Below are 17,683 nucleotides of genomic sequence, written 5' to 3' on the forward strand. Positions count from 1 at the left end.
CTGATGAACACCGTCTGGATCGTAGATGATGACCGCTCCATCCGCTGGGTGATCGAAAAAGCCCTCAGCCGCGAAAACATTTCGTACCGCAGCTTTGCGTCGGCGAGCGAAGCGCTCACGGCGTTGGAAACAACCCCCGAGCCGCCGAAAGTGCTGGTTTCGGACATTCGCATGCCCGGCGAATCGGGGCTCGGGCTGCTGCAGCGCGCCAAGACCCTGTATCCGCAACTGCCGGTCATCATCATGACCGCCTATTCCGACCTCGAAAGCGCGGTCTCGGCGTTCCAGGGCGGAGCGTTCGAATATCTGCCCAAGCCGTTCGACGTCGACCAGGCGGTGGCCCTCGTGCAGCGCGCGATCGCCCAGAATGCGCACCAACAGGGCGCACAGGAGGAGGCGACCGTCGCGCCCGAGATCCTCGGCCAAGCACTTTCGATGCAGGAAGTGTTTCGCGCGATCGGTCGCCTCGCGCAGTCGCACGCAACGGTGCTGATCAACGGCGAATCGGGCACCGGCAAGGAACTGGTGGCGCGCGCGCTGCACCGCCACAGCCCGCGCCGCGACGCTCCGTTCATCGCGATCAACACTGCGGCGATCCCGCGCGATCTGCTCGAATCGGAGCTTTTCGGCCATGAGCGCGGCGCCTTCACCGGCGCCGCCGCGCAGCGCCGCGGGCGTTTCGAACAGGCCGACGGCGGCACGCTGTTCCTCGACGAGATCGGCGACATGCCGGCCGAACTGCAGACCCGTCTGCTGCGGGTGCTGTCGGACAACCATTTCTACCGCGTCGGCGGACACCAGCCGGTCCGCGCCAACGTGCGCGTCATCGCCGCCACCCACCAGCATCTCGAAGACCGCGTGCGACAGGGACTGTTTCGCGAGGATCTGTTCCACCGCCTCAACGTGATCCGCCTGCGCCTGCCGCCGATGCGCGAGCGCCGCGAAGACATCCCCATCCTGGTGCGTCATTTCCTGCAGAAGAGTGCACAGGATCTCGGCGTCGAGCCCAAGCGCATTTCCGAACCGGCGCTGAAGTACCTGCAGGCCCTGCCTTTCCCCGGCAACGTCCGGCAGCTCGAGAACCTGTGCCACTGGCTGACGGTGATGGCGCCGGGACAGACGATCGAGGTCGCCGACCTCCCGCCCGAAATGCGCGACCGGCCCGATCGCGAGATGCCCGTCGCCTGGGTCGATGGACTCGCCGTCGAGGCGGACCGCCTGATCGCGACTTCCCCCGGCGAGGTGTTCGACCGCCTGACACGCGAATTCGAACGCACCCTGATCCGCCGCGCCCTGACAGCCACCGGCGGGCGGCGCATCGACGCGGCGCTGCTGCTCGGCATTGGCCGGAACACGATCACGCGCAAGATCCAGGAACTCGGCATGGAGGACAACCGGCGTCCGCCGGCCAACGAAGACGCGTCCAGCTAACGCGTGAGACCGACGAACTCCCGGGCGACTGCGCACCACGCTCGTGCGCGGCCGCCCAATATCGGATAATGCCGGCTTTCACCCACGACACGGGAAAACCGGCTTGACTGCCCCGACCACTGAACCGCCCTTCACTACCGCAGCGATCGCTGCGCTGCTCGGAACGCTCGCGACCGCGTTCGACGTACGGTTGCTATCCGAATGCGCCTCGACGAACAGCGAACTCATCGATGCGCCACCCACCAACGACGGCCGGATCGCCGTCGTCGTCACGGATCGCCAGACGGCCGGTCGCGGACGGCGCGGGCGGCTATGGCAGTCCTGGCCCGGCGGCAGCCTGACCTTCTCGGCGCTGTGGCGCTTTCAGCCGGGCGCGCCGGTTCCCGCCGGGCTGTCGCTGGTGGCCGGTCTTGCCGTCGTCCGGGCGCTCGAGAAGCTCGGCGTCGAGGGGCTGCAGCTGAAGTGGCCGAACGACGTGCTGGTCCATGGCGACAAGCTCGCCGGCATTCTCGTCGAACTGCTGCCCGGCCGCGGCCGCACCCCGGCAGCGGTTGTCGGAATCGGCCTGAACCTGCGGCTGCCCGCCGGCGCATCGATCCCCGACCAGCCAGGCGTCACCGATCTTGCCGCGCACCTCGCCGAGCTGCCGGATCGCAGCGCGCTGCTTGCTTCGCTACTCGCCGAATTGCACGCGCTGTTCGAGACCTACGCCGCGGCCGGCTTCCCGGCGCTGCGCGGCGCCTGGCAGCAACGCAACGCGTTCGCCGACCTGCCGGTGCGCGTCAGCGGCGAGGGCCGCGAACTTGACGGTATCTGCGCAGGTGTTGACGAGGACGGCGCGCTGCTGATCCGCAGCGACGATGGGTTGGTGCGCATCCTCTCCGGCGAGGTGTCGCTGAGAGTGCGCCGGTGATCCTGCTGATCGACGCGGGCAACACCCGCATCAAGTGGGGCGTGATCCGGGGAGAGGCCTGGATCGGCGAAGGCGCTCTTGCCCACCCCGAAATCGCCGCGCTGAGCCACATCGCGGCGGCTCATCCAGGTCTGCGCCGGATCGTCGGCACGAACGTCGCCGGCCCCGGCATCGCCGCCGCAATCACTGCCGCATTGCGCGGTGTCGGTACCGCGCCGCAGTGGATCCACGCGTCGGCGGAACGCTGCGGCGTGCGCAACCGTTACGACAATCCCGCACAGCTCGGCGCCGACCGGTGGGTCGCGCTGATCGGCGCCCGCGCGCTGCACGGCGCGGCCTGTCTGGTCGTCAACGCCGGCACGGCGACGACCGTCGACATCCTCGCCGCGTCGGGCGACTTCGACGGCGGAATCATCCTGCCAGGCGAAGACCTGATGCGCCGCGCGCTCGCCGGCAACACCGCCCAGTTGCCATTTGCCGAAGGGCGCTATGTCGGGGCGCCGCGCAATACCGCCGACGCGATCGTTTCCGGCTGCCGCAACGCGCAGGCCGGAGCAATCGAACGCATGTTCCGCCAGATCGCGCACCTGCCCAGCGCCCGCTGCCTGCTCAGCGGGGGCGCCGCGCCGCGGCTCGAAGAACTGCTTGGCATCCCGTTTTCACACGTCGACAATCTCGTCCTGAAAGGGCTCGCAGTCGTCGCGCGCGAGGACGCAGCGGCATGAACGCCCCTCGCAACAATCCGATATTCCCTTCTGTGCATTCAACGGAGCAGACAACGTGACCGAACCGACCCGCATCCTGCTGGAAGAAAACGAGATCCCGACGCACTGGTACAACATCGTCGCGGACATGCCGAACGCGCCGGCGCCATCGCTCGCCCCGGACGGCAAGCCGGTCAGCCCGGAGCAGATGATGGCGATCTTCCCGGCGCAGATCCTCGAGCAGGAGATGAGCGCCGCGCGCTGGATTCCGATCCCCGACGAAGTGCGCGAGATCTACAAGATCTGGCGCCCCAGCCCGCTGATGCGGGCGGTGCGGCTCGAACGGGCACTCGGCACCCCGGCGAAGATCTTCTTCAAAAACGAAGGCGTCTCGCCGGCAGGTTCGCACAAGCCGAACTCGGCGGTGCCGCAGGCCTTTTACAACAAGCAGGCCGGGATCAAGCGCCTGGCGACCGAAACCGGTGCGGGCCAGTGGGGTTCGTCGATCGCCTTCGCCGGGCAGATGTTCGGCCTCGAAGTGCGCGTCTACATGGTGAAGGTCAGCTATCACCAGAAACCGTACCGCCGGCTGATGATGCAGACGTGGGGTGCCGAGGTGTTCGCCAGCCCGTCCGAGCTGACGCAGACCGGGCGCGACGCCCTTGCGAAGGACCCGGACAACCAGGGCTCGCTCGGCCTCGCGATCTCGGAAGCGGTCGAGGAAGCCGCTGGCCGCAGCGACACGAACTACACGCTCGGCTCGGTGCTCAACCACGTGCTGCTGCACCAGAGCATCATCGGCCTCGAAGCAAAAAAGCAGTTCGACAAGATCGGCCTCTATCCTGACATCGTCCTCGGCCCCTGCGGCGGCGGTTCGAGCTTCGGCGGCATCGCGTTCCCGTTCCTCGCCGACAAGGCGGCCGGCGACAAGCGCGCGCAGAATCTGCGCTGCGTCGCGGTCGAGCCGAACTCCTGCCCGACGCTGACGAAAGGCCAGTATGCCTACGACTTCGGCGACGCGTCCGGCTTCACGCCGATGATGAAGATGTACACGCTGGGCCACGATTTCATGCCCCCAGGCATTCACGCCGGAGGCTTGCGCTACCACGGCGACTCGCCGCTGGTCTCGCAGCTCTACCACGAAGGGCTGCTCGAAGCCGTCGCCGTGCCCCAGCTCGCGACCTTCGAGGCCGGCGTGCTGTTCGCACGCACCGAAGGCATCATTCCCGCGCCGGAGTCGTGCCACGCCATTCGCGCCGCGATCGACGAAGCCATCCAGTGCAAGGAAACCGGCGAACCCAAGACGATCCTGTTCAACCTGACGGGCCACGGTCACTTCGACATGAGTTCCTACGACCGCTATTTCTCCGGCCAGCTCGAAAACTACGATTACCCGGCCGAAGCGGTCGCGGCGTCGCTTGCGCACCTGCCGAAATTCGGCTGAACAGGCGGCGAGCGATGACTTCGCGGGCACTCCGGTAAGCTTGCAGCCATGCCCGCAATGCGCCTGATTTTCGTCGTCCTGATCCTGTTGAACCTGCTCGCCTTCGCATCGACGCGAGGCTGGCTCGGCGCCGCCGCGCCCGACGGCGAACCCGAGCGGCTCAGCAACCAGCTCAACCCCGGCCGCATCATCCTGCACCCGCTGCAGCCGGCAAGCGATGGCGCGCAGGCGAATGCAGCCGAAGCCGAGCCGGCGGTCCCCGCGCCAGCCATTCCGCCATTCACCGCACCGGCCGCCGAATCCTCACCGGCCGAATCCCTGCTCACCCCCGATCAAGCCGCACAGCCCGATGTTGCGTCGGTATCGGTAGAAACGCCCGTCGAACCGCTGGCGTGCGTCGCATATCGCGGTCTCGCGGCAAGCCAGGCCGATGCGCTCGCCACGGAGGCGCAAGCGGTGACCGGGCTGCAAATCGACCGCACCACAACCAGTGCTCCGAGCGCATGGTGGGTGCGCATCCCTCCCGAGGGCGGCCGCGATGGCGCCGAACGCAAGGTGGCCGAGCTGCGGGCGCTCGGCATCCGCGATTACTTCATCCTCCACGAGCCGGGCCCGAACCAGTTCGCGGTTTCGCTGGGCCTCTTCAAGACCGAAGCCAAAGCGCAGCAGCATCTCGCCTTTCTTCGCACCAAGCGGGTCCGGGGCGCGGGCGTCACACCCCGTCACGCCGCCGTTTATCGCATCGAGATACGCGGCCCCTCGGGCGCACTTGCAACTTTCGACAAATCCCGCGGCGCCGCTCAGGCTGGCGCCGCCAAGACCGGATGCAATCCATGAATTCCCATCACTTTCTGGTCGGCCTGACCGGGGGCATCGGCAGCGGCAAGAGCGCAGCCGCGGATCGTCTCGCCGAACTCGGCGCTGCGGTGATCGACACCGACCTGATCGCCCATGCGCTCACCGTGCCCGGCGGCGCAGCCATCGAACCGATCCGCAAGGCATTCGGCAACGACGTCATCACCGCCGATGGCGCGCTCGACCGCAAGGCGATGCGGGATCTCGCCTTCAGCGACCCGCAGGCGCGCCGGCAACTCGAAGCGATCATCCATCCGGCAATCCGCGCCGAGAGCGATCGCCAGATTCGCGAGGCCCGCGGCCCGTACGCCGTCCTCGTCGTGCCGCTGCTGATCGAATCGAACTCGTACCGCGAACGATACGACCGCATCTGCGTCGTGGATTGCCCGGTCGATGTGCAGATCGCCCGCGTCATGACCCGCAGCCATTTGCCCGAAAACCAGGTTCGCGCGATCATCGCCGTCCAGTCGAGTCGTGAAGAAAAGCTCGCCGCGGCGGACGACGTGATCGACAACAGCGGCGATCGTGCGTCGCTTTATGCGCAGGTCGACCGCCTGCACGCCCGGTATCTCGCCGCCGCGCGGGCGACAAACTGACCTCCGGACCGCTGCATCTTGCGCCCGACGAAGAGTCTGGCCGGACGGCCGGGGTTCGGGGGCTGTGCTATCATCCGGCGCTCCAGCCGGGAGCCCCTGGCTTTGTGGGCGCAACCGGTGATTAGCTACGAATATCCTCTGAACGAGCGTATCCGGACGCTACTGCGCCTCGAGGACTTGTACGCCAAGATCGCCCACTTCCTGGGCGGCGACGCACCGCAGGACCATCACGTCGCGCTGCTCACGCTGTTCGAGGTGCTCGAGGTCGCCGGACGCGCCGACCTGAAGGTGGACCTGGTGCAGGAACTGGAGCGCCAGCGGCAGATCCTGATCTCCTTTCGCCACAATCCGGAGATCTCCGAACAGGCACTGTCCGGGGCGCTGTACGAAATCGAGCAAGCGTCGTCGTCGCTGCTCGCAATGGCGGGAAAAATCGGGCAGTACCTGCGGGAAAACGAGTGGCTGATGGCGATCCGCAGCCGCGCGTCGATCCCCGGCGGTGTTTGTCAGTTCGACCTCCCGTCGTACCATTACTGGCTCAACCGCGACCCCGAGCAACGCCGCGGCGATCTGGAAGGCTGGCTCCGCCCGATGATCCCGATTCGCGAAGGCCTCACGATCGTGCTTCGTCTGCTGCGCGCGAGCGCCCAGCCTGAAACGCAGCTTGCGCGCGGCGGCACGTATCAGCTGACGATGGGGGGGCGCGGCGCGCAGATGCTGCAGTTGCGGCTCGCGCCCGTGGAAGCGGTCGTGCCCGAGATCAGTGCCAACAAATACGCACTCAATGTCCGCTTCATGCTGTCCGAGACGGTGGTCCGCCCACGGCTGGCTGAACGCGACATTCCGTTTGAAATCACCTTCTGCAGTCTCTGACTGCCCTGCGAAACATGGCCAAGGTGCGAATCGTCAGCTGCCCACAATGCGGGGCAAAGGTAAAGTGGTCGGCCGACAATCCTTTTCGTCCATTCTGCTCCGAGCGCTGCAAGCAGATCGATCTCGGCGCCTGGGCGTCGGAGAACTATCGCGTGCCGGTGTCGACGCGGCCCGATAGCGAGGATCCGCCGGATCAGTCCCATCAGGACTGAAGCCAGGCGCCCCGAATCGCTGCGATCCCGTGCGCGCCGGCGCTGCGAGCAGAATCCATGTCGGCCTCCACGAGCCCGCCGAGGGCGAGCACCGGAATCGGCAGATCGCGGACCAAGTCCGCAAAAGCGCGCCACCCCAGCGCCTCGCGGTCCGGGTGCGTGAGCGTTGGCCGCACCGCGCCGAGCAGCGCGTAGTCCAACCCCAGCTCGGCGGCTCGTTCGAGTTCGGCACGGCAATGGCACGACGCGCCGACCCACTCGAAGGCGGGCCGCGCCGCCGTCCGCCCAAGTTCGGTCGCCGGAAGATGCACACCGTCGGCGCCGAGTTTGCGCGCGAGTCCGGAGTCCTGATTGATCACGACGAGCGCGCCGTATTCCCGCGCGCGACGGATCACTGCGCCGGCGAACGACGCCAGTTCATCGCGCGGCATGCCGGGCTCGCGAACCTGGATCAGCCGCAGGCCGCGCTCGAGCGCAGCCTCGAGACGGGTGAGCTGCGCCTCGGTGCCGATGTCAACCGCGTGCGTGATCCCCATCCGTCGCGGCAGGCGCAGCGCCTTCAGGATCGGACCGTTCGCCGGCAGCATCGGGCCCACCCCGGGCCGGTCGGCATGCTCCCACGACAATGCACTGTGCACATGGTCGTTGATCTCGCCGTCCCAGCTCGTAACCTCGAAGAAATGCAGGCGCACGTGCGCGTGCTCGTACCGATGCTCGCGCGTGACCCACGGCCGGATCGACGTCACGCAGATCCCGAGTTCCTCGTCGAGCTCGCGGATTAGCGCCTGCTCTGCGGTTTCGCCCGCCTCGACCTTTCCTCCCGGAAATTCCCAGTAACCCGGATAGAACGTGTTGGGCGCGCGCTGCCCCAGCAGAAAACTCCCGTCGGCCCGCGTGATCACTCCGGCCGCGACATCCACCCGCTTTTTCATCGATGATTTCCGCTATTCGAAGCGCCCGGCGTGGTCGCGGGCAAATTGCCAAGCGACGCGGCCCGAACGCGAGCCGCGCAGCAACGCCCACTGCAAGGCTTCCTGGCGCGCATTTCCGATCGCCTCGCGATTCAGGCCGAATTCCTCGAGCCAGTGCGCGACGATCGCCAGATACTCGTCCTGGCTGAACGGGTAGAACGAAATCCACAGCCCGAAGCGCTCGGACAGTGAAATCTTCTCCTCGACCGCCTCGCCGGGATGCACTTCCCCATCGACATGCCGCGCCTGGAGGTTTTCGTCGTGGTATTCGGGCATCAGATGCCGTCGATTGGACGTTGCATAGATCAGCACATTGTCCGGGACCGCCGCGACGGAACCGTCGAGCACGCTCTTCAGCGCCTTGTAGGCCGGCTCGGCCTCTTCGAACGACAGGTCGTCGCAGAACAGGATGAATCGCTCCGGACGGCCCGCGACCAGTTCAACGATGTCCGGAAGATCCATCAGGTCCTCCTTGTCGACCTCGATCAGCCGCAGCCCGCGGTCCGCATACGCATTCAGCAGCGCTTTCACCAGCGACGACTTGCCGGTGCCGCGCGCGCCGGTCAGCAGCACGTTGTTGGCGTGCCGCCCTTCGAGGAACTGGCGCGTGTTCTGCTCGATGCGGGCCTTCTGGTCGTCGACATCGCACAAGTCGGCGAGACGGATCCCGTGAGGGCGGATGACCGGCTGCAGGCCGGGACGAGCGTTTCGCCTGCGCCACAAGAACGCCGTCGCAGCCGACCAGTCGGGTGCGGGTGCTGGGCCCGGCAGCAACTGATCGAGCCGGTCGATAAGCTGTTCGGCCCGCGCCAGCAGCTTGGCAACATCATTCATCACGATCCTCACTCGGACGGTTACTGCGTTTCGGCCAGGTCGCCCAGACGATGATGAGCAACAGCGCCAGCGCAACGCCCGCTTCCAGAAAAATCACCCACATCCTGCTCTCCTGCCCGAACCGGGTTGTCGGCCCGGTATACTTGCCGGCTCGGCCGCAAGTCTACCTGATCCCGCCCCCATGAAACGACGCGCCTCACTTTCCCCGGTCCGTGCTCTGCTGGCCGTTGCGATGCTGGGTCTGCTTTCCGCATGCGGAACGCGCCCACCCTCGATGACAACACCTTCCGGGCCGGCGCGCGTCGTGCGCACGTGCCCGCCCGCCCCGGCATGTCCCGCCTGCCAGGCCTGTCCCGGTGATGCGCCCGCGATGACCCTGCCGCCCGCCGCTCCGGCCGAGCCTCTGCAGCGGGTCGACTGGAGCGAACTTCCCGGCTGGGGCGAAGACGACCATGCTCGTGCCTGGCCGGCGTTGCGCGAGTCGTGCAACGCCATCGCGCAGCAGCCGCGATGGCAGGCGATGTGCGAGGCAGCCCGGGCGCTCGGCGACGCTCCCCCTGCCGCCTCGGTTCGTCGCTTCCTCGAAGCCCACCTCGAACCTTGGGCGGTCCTAAATCCCGACGCAACGCGAAACGGTCTCATCACCGGCTATTACGAACCCCTGATCCGGGGCAGCCGCACGCGTTCCGAACGTTATCCGTGGCCGATCCATAGCGTTCCGCACGACATGCTGACGGTCGACTTCGGTGACCTGTATCCGGACCTGAAGAATTTTCGCCTGCGCGGGAGGATCGTCGGCAACAAAGTCATCCCTTACTGGACCCGTGCCGATATCGAGCGCATGCAGGACCGCGCGCCCGCCCCGACACTGCTCTGGGCAGCCGATCCGATCGATCTGTTTTTCCTGCAGGTACAAGGATCCGGGCGGGTGGAACTGCCCGACGGGGCGAAAGTGCGCATCGGCTACGCCGACCAAAACGGTCATCCGTACCAGTCGATCGGACGCTGGCTCGTCGCCCAGGGTGAGCTGCCGATCGAGAAAACCTCGATGGAGGGCATCAAGAATTGGGCGCGCGCAAACCCGCAACGCCTGTCGGAACTGCTGAACACCAATCCGAGCTACGTCTTCTTTCGCGAATTGCCGGCCCGCGGAGGAGGGCCGATCGGCGCGCTGGGGGTTCCGCTGACCGACGAACGCAGCGTCGCGGTCGATCCGCGCACCATTCCGCTCGGCGCGCCGGTGTACCTTTCGACGACCTGGCCGCTATCGGACCGCCCGCTGCAGCGACTGATGTTCGCCCAGGACACCGGTGGGGCGATCAAGGGGGCCGTGCGCGCGGATTTTTTCTGGGGATTCGGACCGGAGGCGGGAGTGCAGGCCGGCCGGATGCGCCAACAAGGACAATTGTGGGTACTGCTCCCGCGAAGCTCCCGGCCTTGAACCGCGCACTGCATGCAGCGCAGAAACATTCCGCGCTGCGGGCGATTTCCGCCTATTTCCCGACTTCCAGCAGCGCCTGCTCCAGCTCTGCCGCCGGGAGATAGCCGCCCAGCCGTCGTCCGTCGGCAAGGAACATCGTCGGCGTTCCATTGATCCTGAGTTTCTGCCCGAGCGTGACGTTGCGCTCGACGACGGAACTGTCGCAGCTCGCCGACGCCGGCACTTTCGCATTCAGGATCCAGTCGCTCCATGCCTTCGCCCGATCCTCGGCGCACCAGATATTGCGTGATTTCTCGGTTGAATCCGGGCTCAGGATCGGATACAGGAAGGTATAGACGGTGACGTCCTTCAGTTGCGCCAGTTCCTTGCCAAGGCGCTTGCAGTACGCGCAATTCGGATCTTCGAACGAGACGATGACGCGCTTGCCGCTTCCCCTCACGTGCTTGATCGCCTGATCGAGCGGCAGCGTGCCGAAGTCGATCGCCGAAAGCTGCGTCATCCGTGCCTGAGTGATATCGCGTCGCGTCTTGGTGTCGATCACCCTGCCGTCAATCAGGAAGCTCACCTTTTCGTCCGTATAGACGATTTCTCCGCTCTTCAGAACGACCTCGTAGAGCCCGCCGTACGGAATCCTGGCCACCGACTCGACGACCGGGGAGCCGACAAATCCTTCCACGGCCTTGCGCACGCTCCCTTCGTCGGCGTGGGCGAGGCCCAGCGACGCCATGCCAACAAAAGCGGCCACCAGGACCGGACGAAGTGCACGTTCGAACATCGGTATCTCCAGAAATCAGAATCGTCCGCCGGCGGCATACCGCACCAGCGCGTGTCGTACGACCGGCAGCCGGTCGGTGAGGTTCATTCCCACGTTGCGTAGCACCGCTAATACCGGGTTCGCTGTTCCGAACAGGCGGTTCAACGCGTGAGTCGTGTATTGAAGCAGAAACGGTTCTTCGGCCCGCTGACGCGCATACGAGCGAAGGAGGGAGATTTCACCGGGATCCCGCCACTGCGGCAACCCGTTCAGCAGGGTCGCGAGCGCCCGGGCGTCCTTGAATCCGAGATTGATGCCGTGCCCCGAAAGAGGATGGATGGCATGTGCCGCATCGCCGAGGACAGCGATCCTCGGTTTCACGGTCGTATCGACCCGCATCAGGCGAAGCGGAAATCCGGCAGCGGGAGTTTCGAGTTCCAAGCACCCCAACTCACGGCTCGCCGCATCGGCAACGCGTCGGCACAAGGAGTTGGCGTCGAGTTCGAGCAGTTCCTCGGCGTACCTGGTGCGGGCGGACCAGACCATCGACACCATTTGCCCGGGCAACGGGAGCAACGCGAGAATTCCGTCCGGCCGGAACCACTGGTACGCCACATTGCGGTGTCCGCGCGCACAACGAAAATTCGCGACAACACCGACCTCATCGTAAGGGGTGAAAGCCGTCGCAATGCCTGCTTGCTGACGAACCCACGAATTGACCCCGTCCGCGCCGACAAGGAGGCGTGCATGCGCCTGTCTGCCGTCGGAGAGTCCCACACTGACAGAAGCGGCATCCTGCGAGAGGCTGACCGGGGAAATGCCGCAGAGCAGCGTCACATTGTGCTGCCGGCGCATCGTCTCCCACAACTCGCGGTGGAGGCGTCCCGACTCGACGATCCATGCGAGTTCCCGCAGCCCGCTTTCATATGCCGAAAATTCGAGGCTGCCACCGGCGTCCCCTCGTATCGACATCGCGTGCACCGGATTGATGCGTGAAGCATCGAGATGCTGCCATGCCCCGATTTCCCGAAGGAAATTCTCGTTCTCCGGACTGACCGCATAGATCCGCGAATCCCAGCCCGGAACATCTACCGGAAGATGCGTCTCGACTACAGCGATCCGCAGACGGCTCGCGCGCAGCGCAACGGCCAAGCTCGCACCGGCGAGCCCTCCTCCGACAATGGTCAGATCGAAATCCATGAATCCCGGCTTTTCGGAAAGAACGTGATTCTGCCGCAAGGCGATCGACAAGTCACGTCAGCACCGGCTCGCGGAGCGAAAGCAGAGCGCTCACGTCATCCACGGGAAACACAGAATGACGATGCGCTTACGCCCGAGAGGCGGGAGGGGGGGTTTTGGCGGTTGCCATCAAAAAAGCCGCCTTCCTGGCTGGGAAGGCGGCTTTTCGGGCAATGGGGTAGTCTGACGATGACCTACTTTCGCACCCGGATTGGGCACTATCATCGGCGCGGTCCTGTTTCACGGTCCTGTTCGGGATGGGAAGGGGTGGTGCCAGGATGCTATGGTCGTCAGACTGTAAGGGGTAACAAAGCGGGGAAGCAAAGTGTGTGGGGGGTGTGATGCGTATTGGGTGAGTTGTCGCGGTGTTGATCCAGGGTTATAGGATCAAGCCTCACGGGCAATTAGTATCGGTTAGCTCAACGCATTGCTGCGCTTCCACACCCGACCTATCAACGTTGTGGTCTTCAACGACCCTTCAGGGGGCTCGAGGCCCCGGGGAAGTCTCATCTTGAGGCGAGTTTCCCGCTTAGATGCTTTCAGCGGTTATCTCTTCCGCACTTAGCTACCCGGCGATGCGACTGGCGTCACAACCGGTACACCAGGGGTGCGTCCACTCCGGTCCTCTCGTACTAGGAGCAGGTCCTCTCAAACTTCCAGCGCCCACGGCAGATAGGGACCAAACTGTCTCACGACGTTTTAAACCCAGCTCACGTACCACTTTAAATGGCGAACAGCCATACCCTTGGGACCGGCTACAGCCCCAGGATGTGATGAGCCGACATCGAGGTGCCAAACTCCGCCGTCGATGTGAACTCTTGGGCGGAATCAGCCTGTTATCCCCAGAGTACCTTTTATCCGTTGAGCGATGGCCCTTCCATACAGAACCACCGGATCACTATGACCTGCTTTCGCACCTGCTCGACTTGTCGGTCTCGCAGTCAAGCCGCCTTTTGCCATTGCACTATCAACACGATGTCCGACCGTGTCTAGGCGACCTTCGTACTCCTCCGTTACCTTTTGGGAGGAGACCGCCCCAGTCAAACTGCCTGCCATGCACGGTCCCCGACCCGGATTCACGGGCCAAGGTTAGAACCTCAACGACACCAGGGTGGTATTTCAAGGTTGGCTCCACGAGAACTAGCGTCCCCGCTTCACAGCCTCCCACCTATCCTACACAAGTCCCGTCAAAGTCCAATGCAAAGCTACAGTAAAGGTTCATGGGGTCTTTCCGTCTTGCCGCGGGGAGATTGCATCTTCACAAACATTTCAACTTCGCTGAGTCTCAGGAGGAGACAGTGTGGCCATCGTTACGCCATTCGTGCAGGTCGGAACTTACCCGACAAGGAATTTCGCTACCTTAGGACCGTTATAGTTACGGCCGCCGTTTACCGGGGCTTCGATCAAGAGCTTGCACCCCATCACTTAACCTTCCGGCACCGGGCAGGCGTCACACCGTATACGTCCACTTTCGTGTTTGCACAGTGCTGTGTTTTTAATAAACAGTCGCAGCCACCGATTCTCTGCGGCCCCTTCGCCCTTCGGATGTACTCCTACAAGCTAATGGGGCATACCTTCTCCCGAAGTTACGGTATCAATTTGCCGAGTTCCTTCTCCTGAGTTCTCTCAAGCGCCTTGGTATTTTCTACCTGCCCACCTGTGTCGGTTTGCGGTACGGTCGATTCTGGACTGAAGCTTAGAGGCTTTTCCTGGAAGCATGGTATCAACCACTTCGGGCTCAAAGAGCCCTCGTCATCACGCCTCAGCTTAATCCCCGCGGATTTGCCTACGGGGCACGCCTACACGCTTAAACCGGGACGTCCAACACCCGGCTGGCCTAACCTTCTCCGTCCCCCCATCGCATCCAGAACCGGTACGGGAATATTGACCCGTTTCCCATCGACTACGCATTTCTGCCTCGCCTTAGGGGCCGACTCACCCTGCGCCGATGAACGTTGCGCAGGAAACCTTGGGCTTTCGGCGAGGGTGCTTTTCACACCCTTTATCGCTACTCATGTCAGCATTCGCACTTCCGATACCTCCAGCATCCCTCTCGAGACACCTTCGCAGGCTTACGGAACGCTCCCCTACCATCTCTTGCGAGATCCGCAGCTTCGGTTCATGGCTTGAGCCCCGTTACATCTTCCGCGCAGGACGACTCGACTAGTGAGCTATTACGCTTTCTTTAAAGGATGGCTGCTTCTAAGCCAACCTCCTAGCTGTCTGGGCCTTCCCACTTCGTTTCCCACTTAGCCATGTATTTGGGACCTTAGCTGGCGGTCTGGGTTGTTTCCCTCTTGTCCCAGGACGTTAGCACCCCAGGACTGTCTGCCGTATATCACTTTGCGGTATTCGGAGTTTGCTATCGCGGGGTAGATCGCAGTGACCCCCCCAACGATTACAGTGCTCTACCCCCGCAAGTGTCCGTACGACGCACTACCTAAATAGTTTTCGGGGAGAACCAGCTATTTCCGGATTTGTTTAGCCTTTCACCCCTATCCACAGCTCATCCCCTAATTTTTCAACATTAGTGGGTTCGGACCTCCAGTGCGTGTTACCGCACCTTCATCCTGGCCATGGATAGATCATCCGGTTTCGGGTCTACGCCCAGCAACTCAATCGCCCTTGTCAGACTCGGTTTCCCTACGCCTCCCCTATTCGGTTAAGCTCGCTACTGAACGTAAGTCGCTGACCCATTATACAAAAGGTACGCAGTCACCCCCTGACGGAGGCTCCCACTGTTTGTATGCATGCGGTTTCAGGATCTATTTCACTCCCCTCCCGGGGTTCTTTTCGCCTTTCCCTCACGGTACTGGTTCACTATCGGTCGATCACGAGTATTTAGCCTTGGAGGATGGTCCCCCCATCTTCAGACAGGATTTCTCGTGTCCCGCCCTACTTGTCGCACGCTCAGACCCGCCAGCTACTTTTCGCATACGGGACTATCACCCTGTATCGTCGGACTTTCCAGACCGTTTTGCTAAGTAATTGGTTTAGTCGTGCAGGCTCATCCCCGTTCGCTCGCCACTACTTGGGGAATCTCGGTTGATTTCTGTTCCTGCGGCTACTTAGATGTTTCAGTTCGCCGCGTTCGCCTCCTCAGACCTATGGATTCAGTCTGGGATACTCCAAAAGGAGTGGGTTTCCCCATTCGGACATCGGGGGATCAAAGCTCCATTGCCAGCTCCCCCCCGCTTTTCGCAGGCTTGCACGTCCTTCATCGCCTGTGATCGCCAAGGCATCCACCACATGCACTTAGTCGCTTGATCCTATAACCATGGACCCTGTCACCAGGGCACCACCGCCATAGACGAACTCACGCTTGTGCTCGCCGCCCCCCGCCGCTGGTTCAAAGCGCGGAGGACCGCAAAAAAATGCAATCACACCAACCCATGCAACAGCCCGCCTTGCGGCCAACTGTCGCACACTTTACTTCTTCCACTTTGTTAAAGAACGCAGCCTCAAAAACCTGCCAAGGCCTAAGCCCTGCGGACACCATCCGCACGGCTTAGCCCTTCGACGCCTGCCCACCCCAAACGCTGGTGGAGGATGACGGGATCGAACCGTCGACCCCCTGCTTGCAAAGCAGGTGCTCTCCCAGCTGAGCTAATCCCCCGCTTGATCGCTTGGTGGGTCTGGTTGGGTTCGAACCAACGACCCCCGCCTTATCAAGACGGTGCTCTAACCAGCTGAGCTACAGACCCTCATGCCTCGAGGCTCTTTGCCTGAACAACCGATAAGTTGTGGATACTGGGCCGCCGCGGCCTCATCTCTTGAAAGGAGGTGATCCAGCCGCACCTTCCGATACGGCTACCTTGTTACGACTTCACCCCAGTCATGAATCTCACCGTGGTAAGCGCCCTCCCGAAGGTTAAGCTACCTACTTCTGGTGAAACCCACTCCCATGGTGTGACGGGCGGTGTGTACAAGACCCGGGAACGTATTCACCGCAGCATGCTGATCTGCGATTACTAGCGATTCCGACTTCACGTAGTCGAGTTGCAGACTACGATCCGGACTACGATCGGCTTTGTGGGATTGGCTCCGCCTCACGGCTTGGCAACCCTCTGTACCGACCATTGTATGACGTGTGAAGCCCTACCCATAAGGGCCATGAGGACTTGACGTCATCCCCACCTTCCTCCGGTTTGTCACCGGCAGTCTCGTTAAAGTGCCCAACTCAATGCTGGCAATTAACGACAAGGGTTGCGCTCGTTGCGGGACTTAACCCAACATCTCACGACACGAGCTGACGACAGCCATGCAGCACCTGTGTCCTGGCTCCCGAAGGCACTCCTCGATCTCTCAAGGATTCCAGGCATGTCAAGGGTAGGTAAGGTTTTTCGCGTTGCATCGAATTAATCCACATCATCCACCGCTTGTGCGGGTCCCCGTCAATTCCTTTGAGTTTTAACCTTGCGGCCGTACTCCCCAGGCGGTCGACTTCACGCGTTAGCTGCGTTACTCAGAAAGTTACCTTCCCGAACAACTAGTCGACATCGTTTAGGGCGTGGACTACCAGGGTATCTAATCCTGTTTGCTCCCCACGCTTTCGTGCATGAGCGTCAGTATCGGCCCAGGGGGCTGCCTTCGCCATCGGTGTTCCTCCACATATCTACGCATTTCACTGCTACACGTGGAATTCCACCCCCCTCTGCCGTACTCTAGCCGTGCAGTCACAAGCGCAGTTCCCAGGTTAAGCCCGGGGATTTCACACCTGTCTTACACAACCGCCTGCGCACGCTTTACGCCCAGTAATTCCGATTAACGCTCGCACCCTACGTATTACCGCGGCTGCTGGCACGTAGTTAGCCGGTGCTTCTTCTGACAGTACCGTCATCCAGGCACGCTATTCACGCGCCCGATTTCTTTCCGTCTGAAAGAGCTTTACAACCCGAAGGCCTTCTTCACTCACGCGGCATGGCTGGATCAGGCTTGCGCCCATTGTCCAAAATTCCCCACTGCTGCCTCCCGTAGGAGTCTGGGCCGTGTCTCAGTCCCAGTGTGGCTGATCATCCTCTCAGACCAGCTACGGATCGTCGCCTTGGTAGGCCTTTACCCCACCAACTAGCTAATCCGACATCAGCCGCTCCAATCGCGCGAGGCCCGAAGGTCCCCCGCTTTCCCCCTCAGGGCGTATGCGGTATTAGCTACGCTTTCGCGTAGTTATCCCCCACGACTGGGTACGTTCCGATGCATTACTCACCCGTTCGCCACTCGCCGGCAGGCCGAAGCCCCCGCTGCCGTTCGACTTGCATGTGTAAAGCATGCCGCCAGCGTTCAATCTGAGCCAGGATCAAACTCTTAAGTTCAATCCAACAAAGTACTCAAAATCATTACTGACTCGTGAGCACTCAATCTTTGCAATGCCAAAACTGCCCGAAGGCAATTCTTCACCGCAGCAACCCAGTACCCA

General features: G+C 62.8%; 13 protein-coding genes, 2 tRNA genes and 3 rRNA genes. 9 read left to right on the plus strand and 9 right to left on the minus strand.

The features are described 5' to 3' along the window. Nucleotides 1–3 precede the first annotated feature (3 nt). From ntrC to yacG, 8 genes are all read left to right on the plus strand, one after another. Nucleotides 4–1,431 carry a nitrogen regulation protein NR(I) gene (gene ntrC / locus pbN1_RS05865; RefSeq protein WP_169203152.1) on the plus strand — a complete coding sequence of 476 codons (1,428 nt, stop codon included), beginning with the start codon at nt 4–6 and terminating at the stop codon, nt 1,429–1,431. A gap of 103 nt (nt 1,432–1,534) precedes the next feature. Then, nucleotides 1,535–2,344 (plus strand): biotin--[acetyl-CoA-carboxylase] ligase, encoded by an 810-nt coding sequence (locus tag pbN1_RS05870; RefSeq protein ID WP_169203153.1) that lies wholly within the window; start codon nt 1,535–1,537, stop codon nt 2,342–2,344. Then, nucleotides 2,341–3,069, plus strand: a complete 729-nt coding sequence (locus tag pbN1_RS05875; protein ID WP_169203154.1) for a type III pantothenate kinase — start codon at nt 2,341–2,343, stop codon at nt 3,067–3,069. The genes pbN1_RS05870 and pbN1_RS05875 overlap by 4 nt, the downstream gene beginning before the upstream one ends. A 55-nt stretch (nt 3,070–3,124) precedes the next feature. Continuing rightward, complete coding sequence (locus tag pbN1_RS05880; protein ID WP_169203155.1) at nt 3,125–4,492, plus strand: TrpB-like pyridoxal phosphate-dependent enzyme; 1,368 nt, start codon at nt 3,125–3,127, stop codon at nt 4,490–4,492. 57 nt (nt 4,493–4,549) lie between these two features. Then, entirely contained in the window at nt 4,550–5,329 is a 780-nt protein-coding gene (locus pbN1_RS05885; protein WP_169203156.1) for an SPOR domain-containing protein, read from the plus strand. After that, nucleotides 5,326–5,943 (plus strand): dephospho-CoA kinase, encoded by a 618-nt coding sequence (coaE, locus tag pbN1_RS05890; protein ID WP_169203157.1) that lies wholly within the window; start codon nt 5,326–5,328, stop codon nt 5,941–5,943. Before pbN1_RS05885 ends, coaE begins: the two co-directional genes overlap by 4 nt. A gap of 117 nt (nt 5,944–6,060) precedes the next feature. After that, nucleotides 6,061–6,816: a cell division protein ZapD gene (gene zapD / locus pbN1_RS05895; protein WP_169203158.1), complete on the plus strand. Its 756-nt coding sequence runs from the start codon at nt 6,061–6,063 to the stop codon at nt 6,814–6,816. Nucleotides 6,817–6,830: 14 nt separating this feature from the next. Further along, nucleotides 6,831–7,028, plus strand: coding sequence for a DNA gyrase inhibitor YacG (gene yacG, locus pbN1_RS05900; protein ID WP_169203159.1), 198 nt, complete (start codon nt 6,831–6,833; stop codon nt 7,026–7,028). Here yacG and pbN1_RS05905 read toward each other — a convergent pair. Next, nucleotides 7,019–7,960, minus strand: coding sequence for a Nudix family hydrolase (locus tag pbN1_RS05905; protein WP_169203160.1), 942 nt, complete (start codon nt 7,958–7,960; stop codon nt 7,019–7,021). The genes yacG and pbN1_RS05905 overlap by 10 nt on opposite strands. 12 nt (nt 7,961–7,972) lie before the next feature. Beyond that, complete coding sequence (locus pbN1_RS05910; RefSeq protein WP_169203161.1) at nt 7,973–8,833, minus strand: ATP-binding protein; 861 nt, start codon at nt 8,831–8,833, stop codon at nt 7,973–7,975. Between the two features lie 370 nt (nt 8,834–9,203). Between pbN1_RS05910 and mltA the strand changes: the two genes are divergently transcribed. After that, nucleotides 9,204–10,274 carry a murein transglycosylase A gene (gene mltA / locus pbN1_RS05915; RefSeq protein ID WP_244857176.1) on the plus strand — a complete coding sequence of 357 codons (1,071 nt, stop codon included), beginning with the start codon at nt 9,204–9,206 and terminating at the stop codon, nt 10,272–10,274. Between the two features lie 52 nt (nt 10,275–10,326). Here the strand turns inward: mltA and pbN1_RS05920 are convergent, their stop codons facing one another. The 7 genes from pbN1_RS05920 to pbN1_RS05950 all read right to left on the minus strand — a co-directional run bounded on the left by pbN1_RS05920 (nt 10,327) and on the right by pbN1_RS05950 (nt 17,579). Then, a complete protein-coding gene (locus tag pbN1_RS05920; protein ID WP_169203163.1) occupies nt 10,327–11,049 on the minus strand; it encodes a DsbC family protein in 723 nt (240 codons plus the stop codon). 15 nt (nt 11,050–11,064) lie between these two features. After that, on the minus strand, nt 11,065–12,228 hold the full coding sequence (locus pbN1_RS05925) for a UbiH/UbiF family hydroxylase (RefSeq protein WP_169203168.1): 1,164 nt from the start codon (nt 12,226–12,228) through the stop codon (nt 11,065–11,067). Between the two features lie 220 nt (nt 12,229–12,448). Further along, a 5S ribosomal RNA gene (gene rrf, locus pbN1_RS05930) occupies nt 12,449–12,562 on the minus strand. A gap of 88 nt (nt 12,563–12,650) precedes the next feature. Further along, nucleotides 12,651–15,536 (minus strand): 23S ribosomal RNA (locus pbN1_RS05935). Between the two features lie 271 nt (nt 15,537–15,807). After that, a tRNA-Ala gene (locus tag pbN1_RS05940) sits at nt 15,808–15,883 on the minus strand. Between the two features lie 11 nt (nt 15,884–15,894). Further along, nucleotides 15,895–15,971: transfer RNA gene (locus pbN1_RS05945), tRNA-Ile, on the minus strand. 72 nt (nt 15,972–16,043) lie between these two features. Next, nucleotides 16,044–17,579, minus strand: a 16S ribosomal RNA gene (locus tag pbN1_RS05950). The 16S, 23S and 5S rRNA genes sit together here with 2 tRNA genes alongside, the layout of an rRNA operon. Between the last annotated feature and the right edge of the window lie 104 nt (nt 17,580–17,683).

The organism is Aromatoleum bremense (assembly GCF_017894365.1).
Lineage (GTDB): Bacteria > Pseudomonadota > Gammaproteobacteria > Burkholderiales > Rhodocyclaceae > Aromatoleum > Aromatoleum bremense.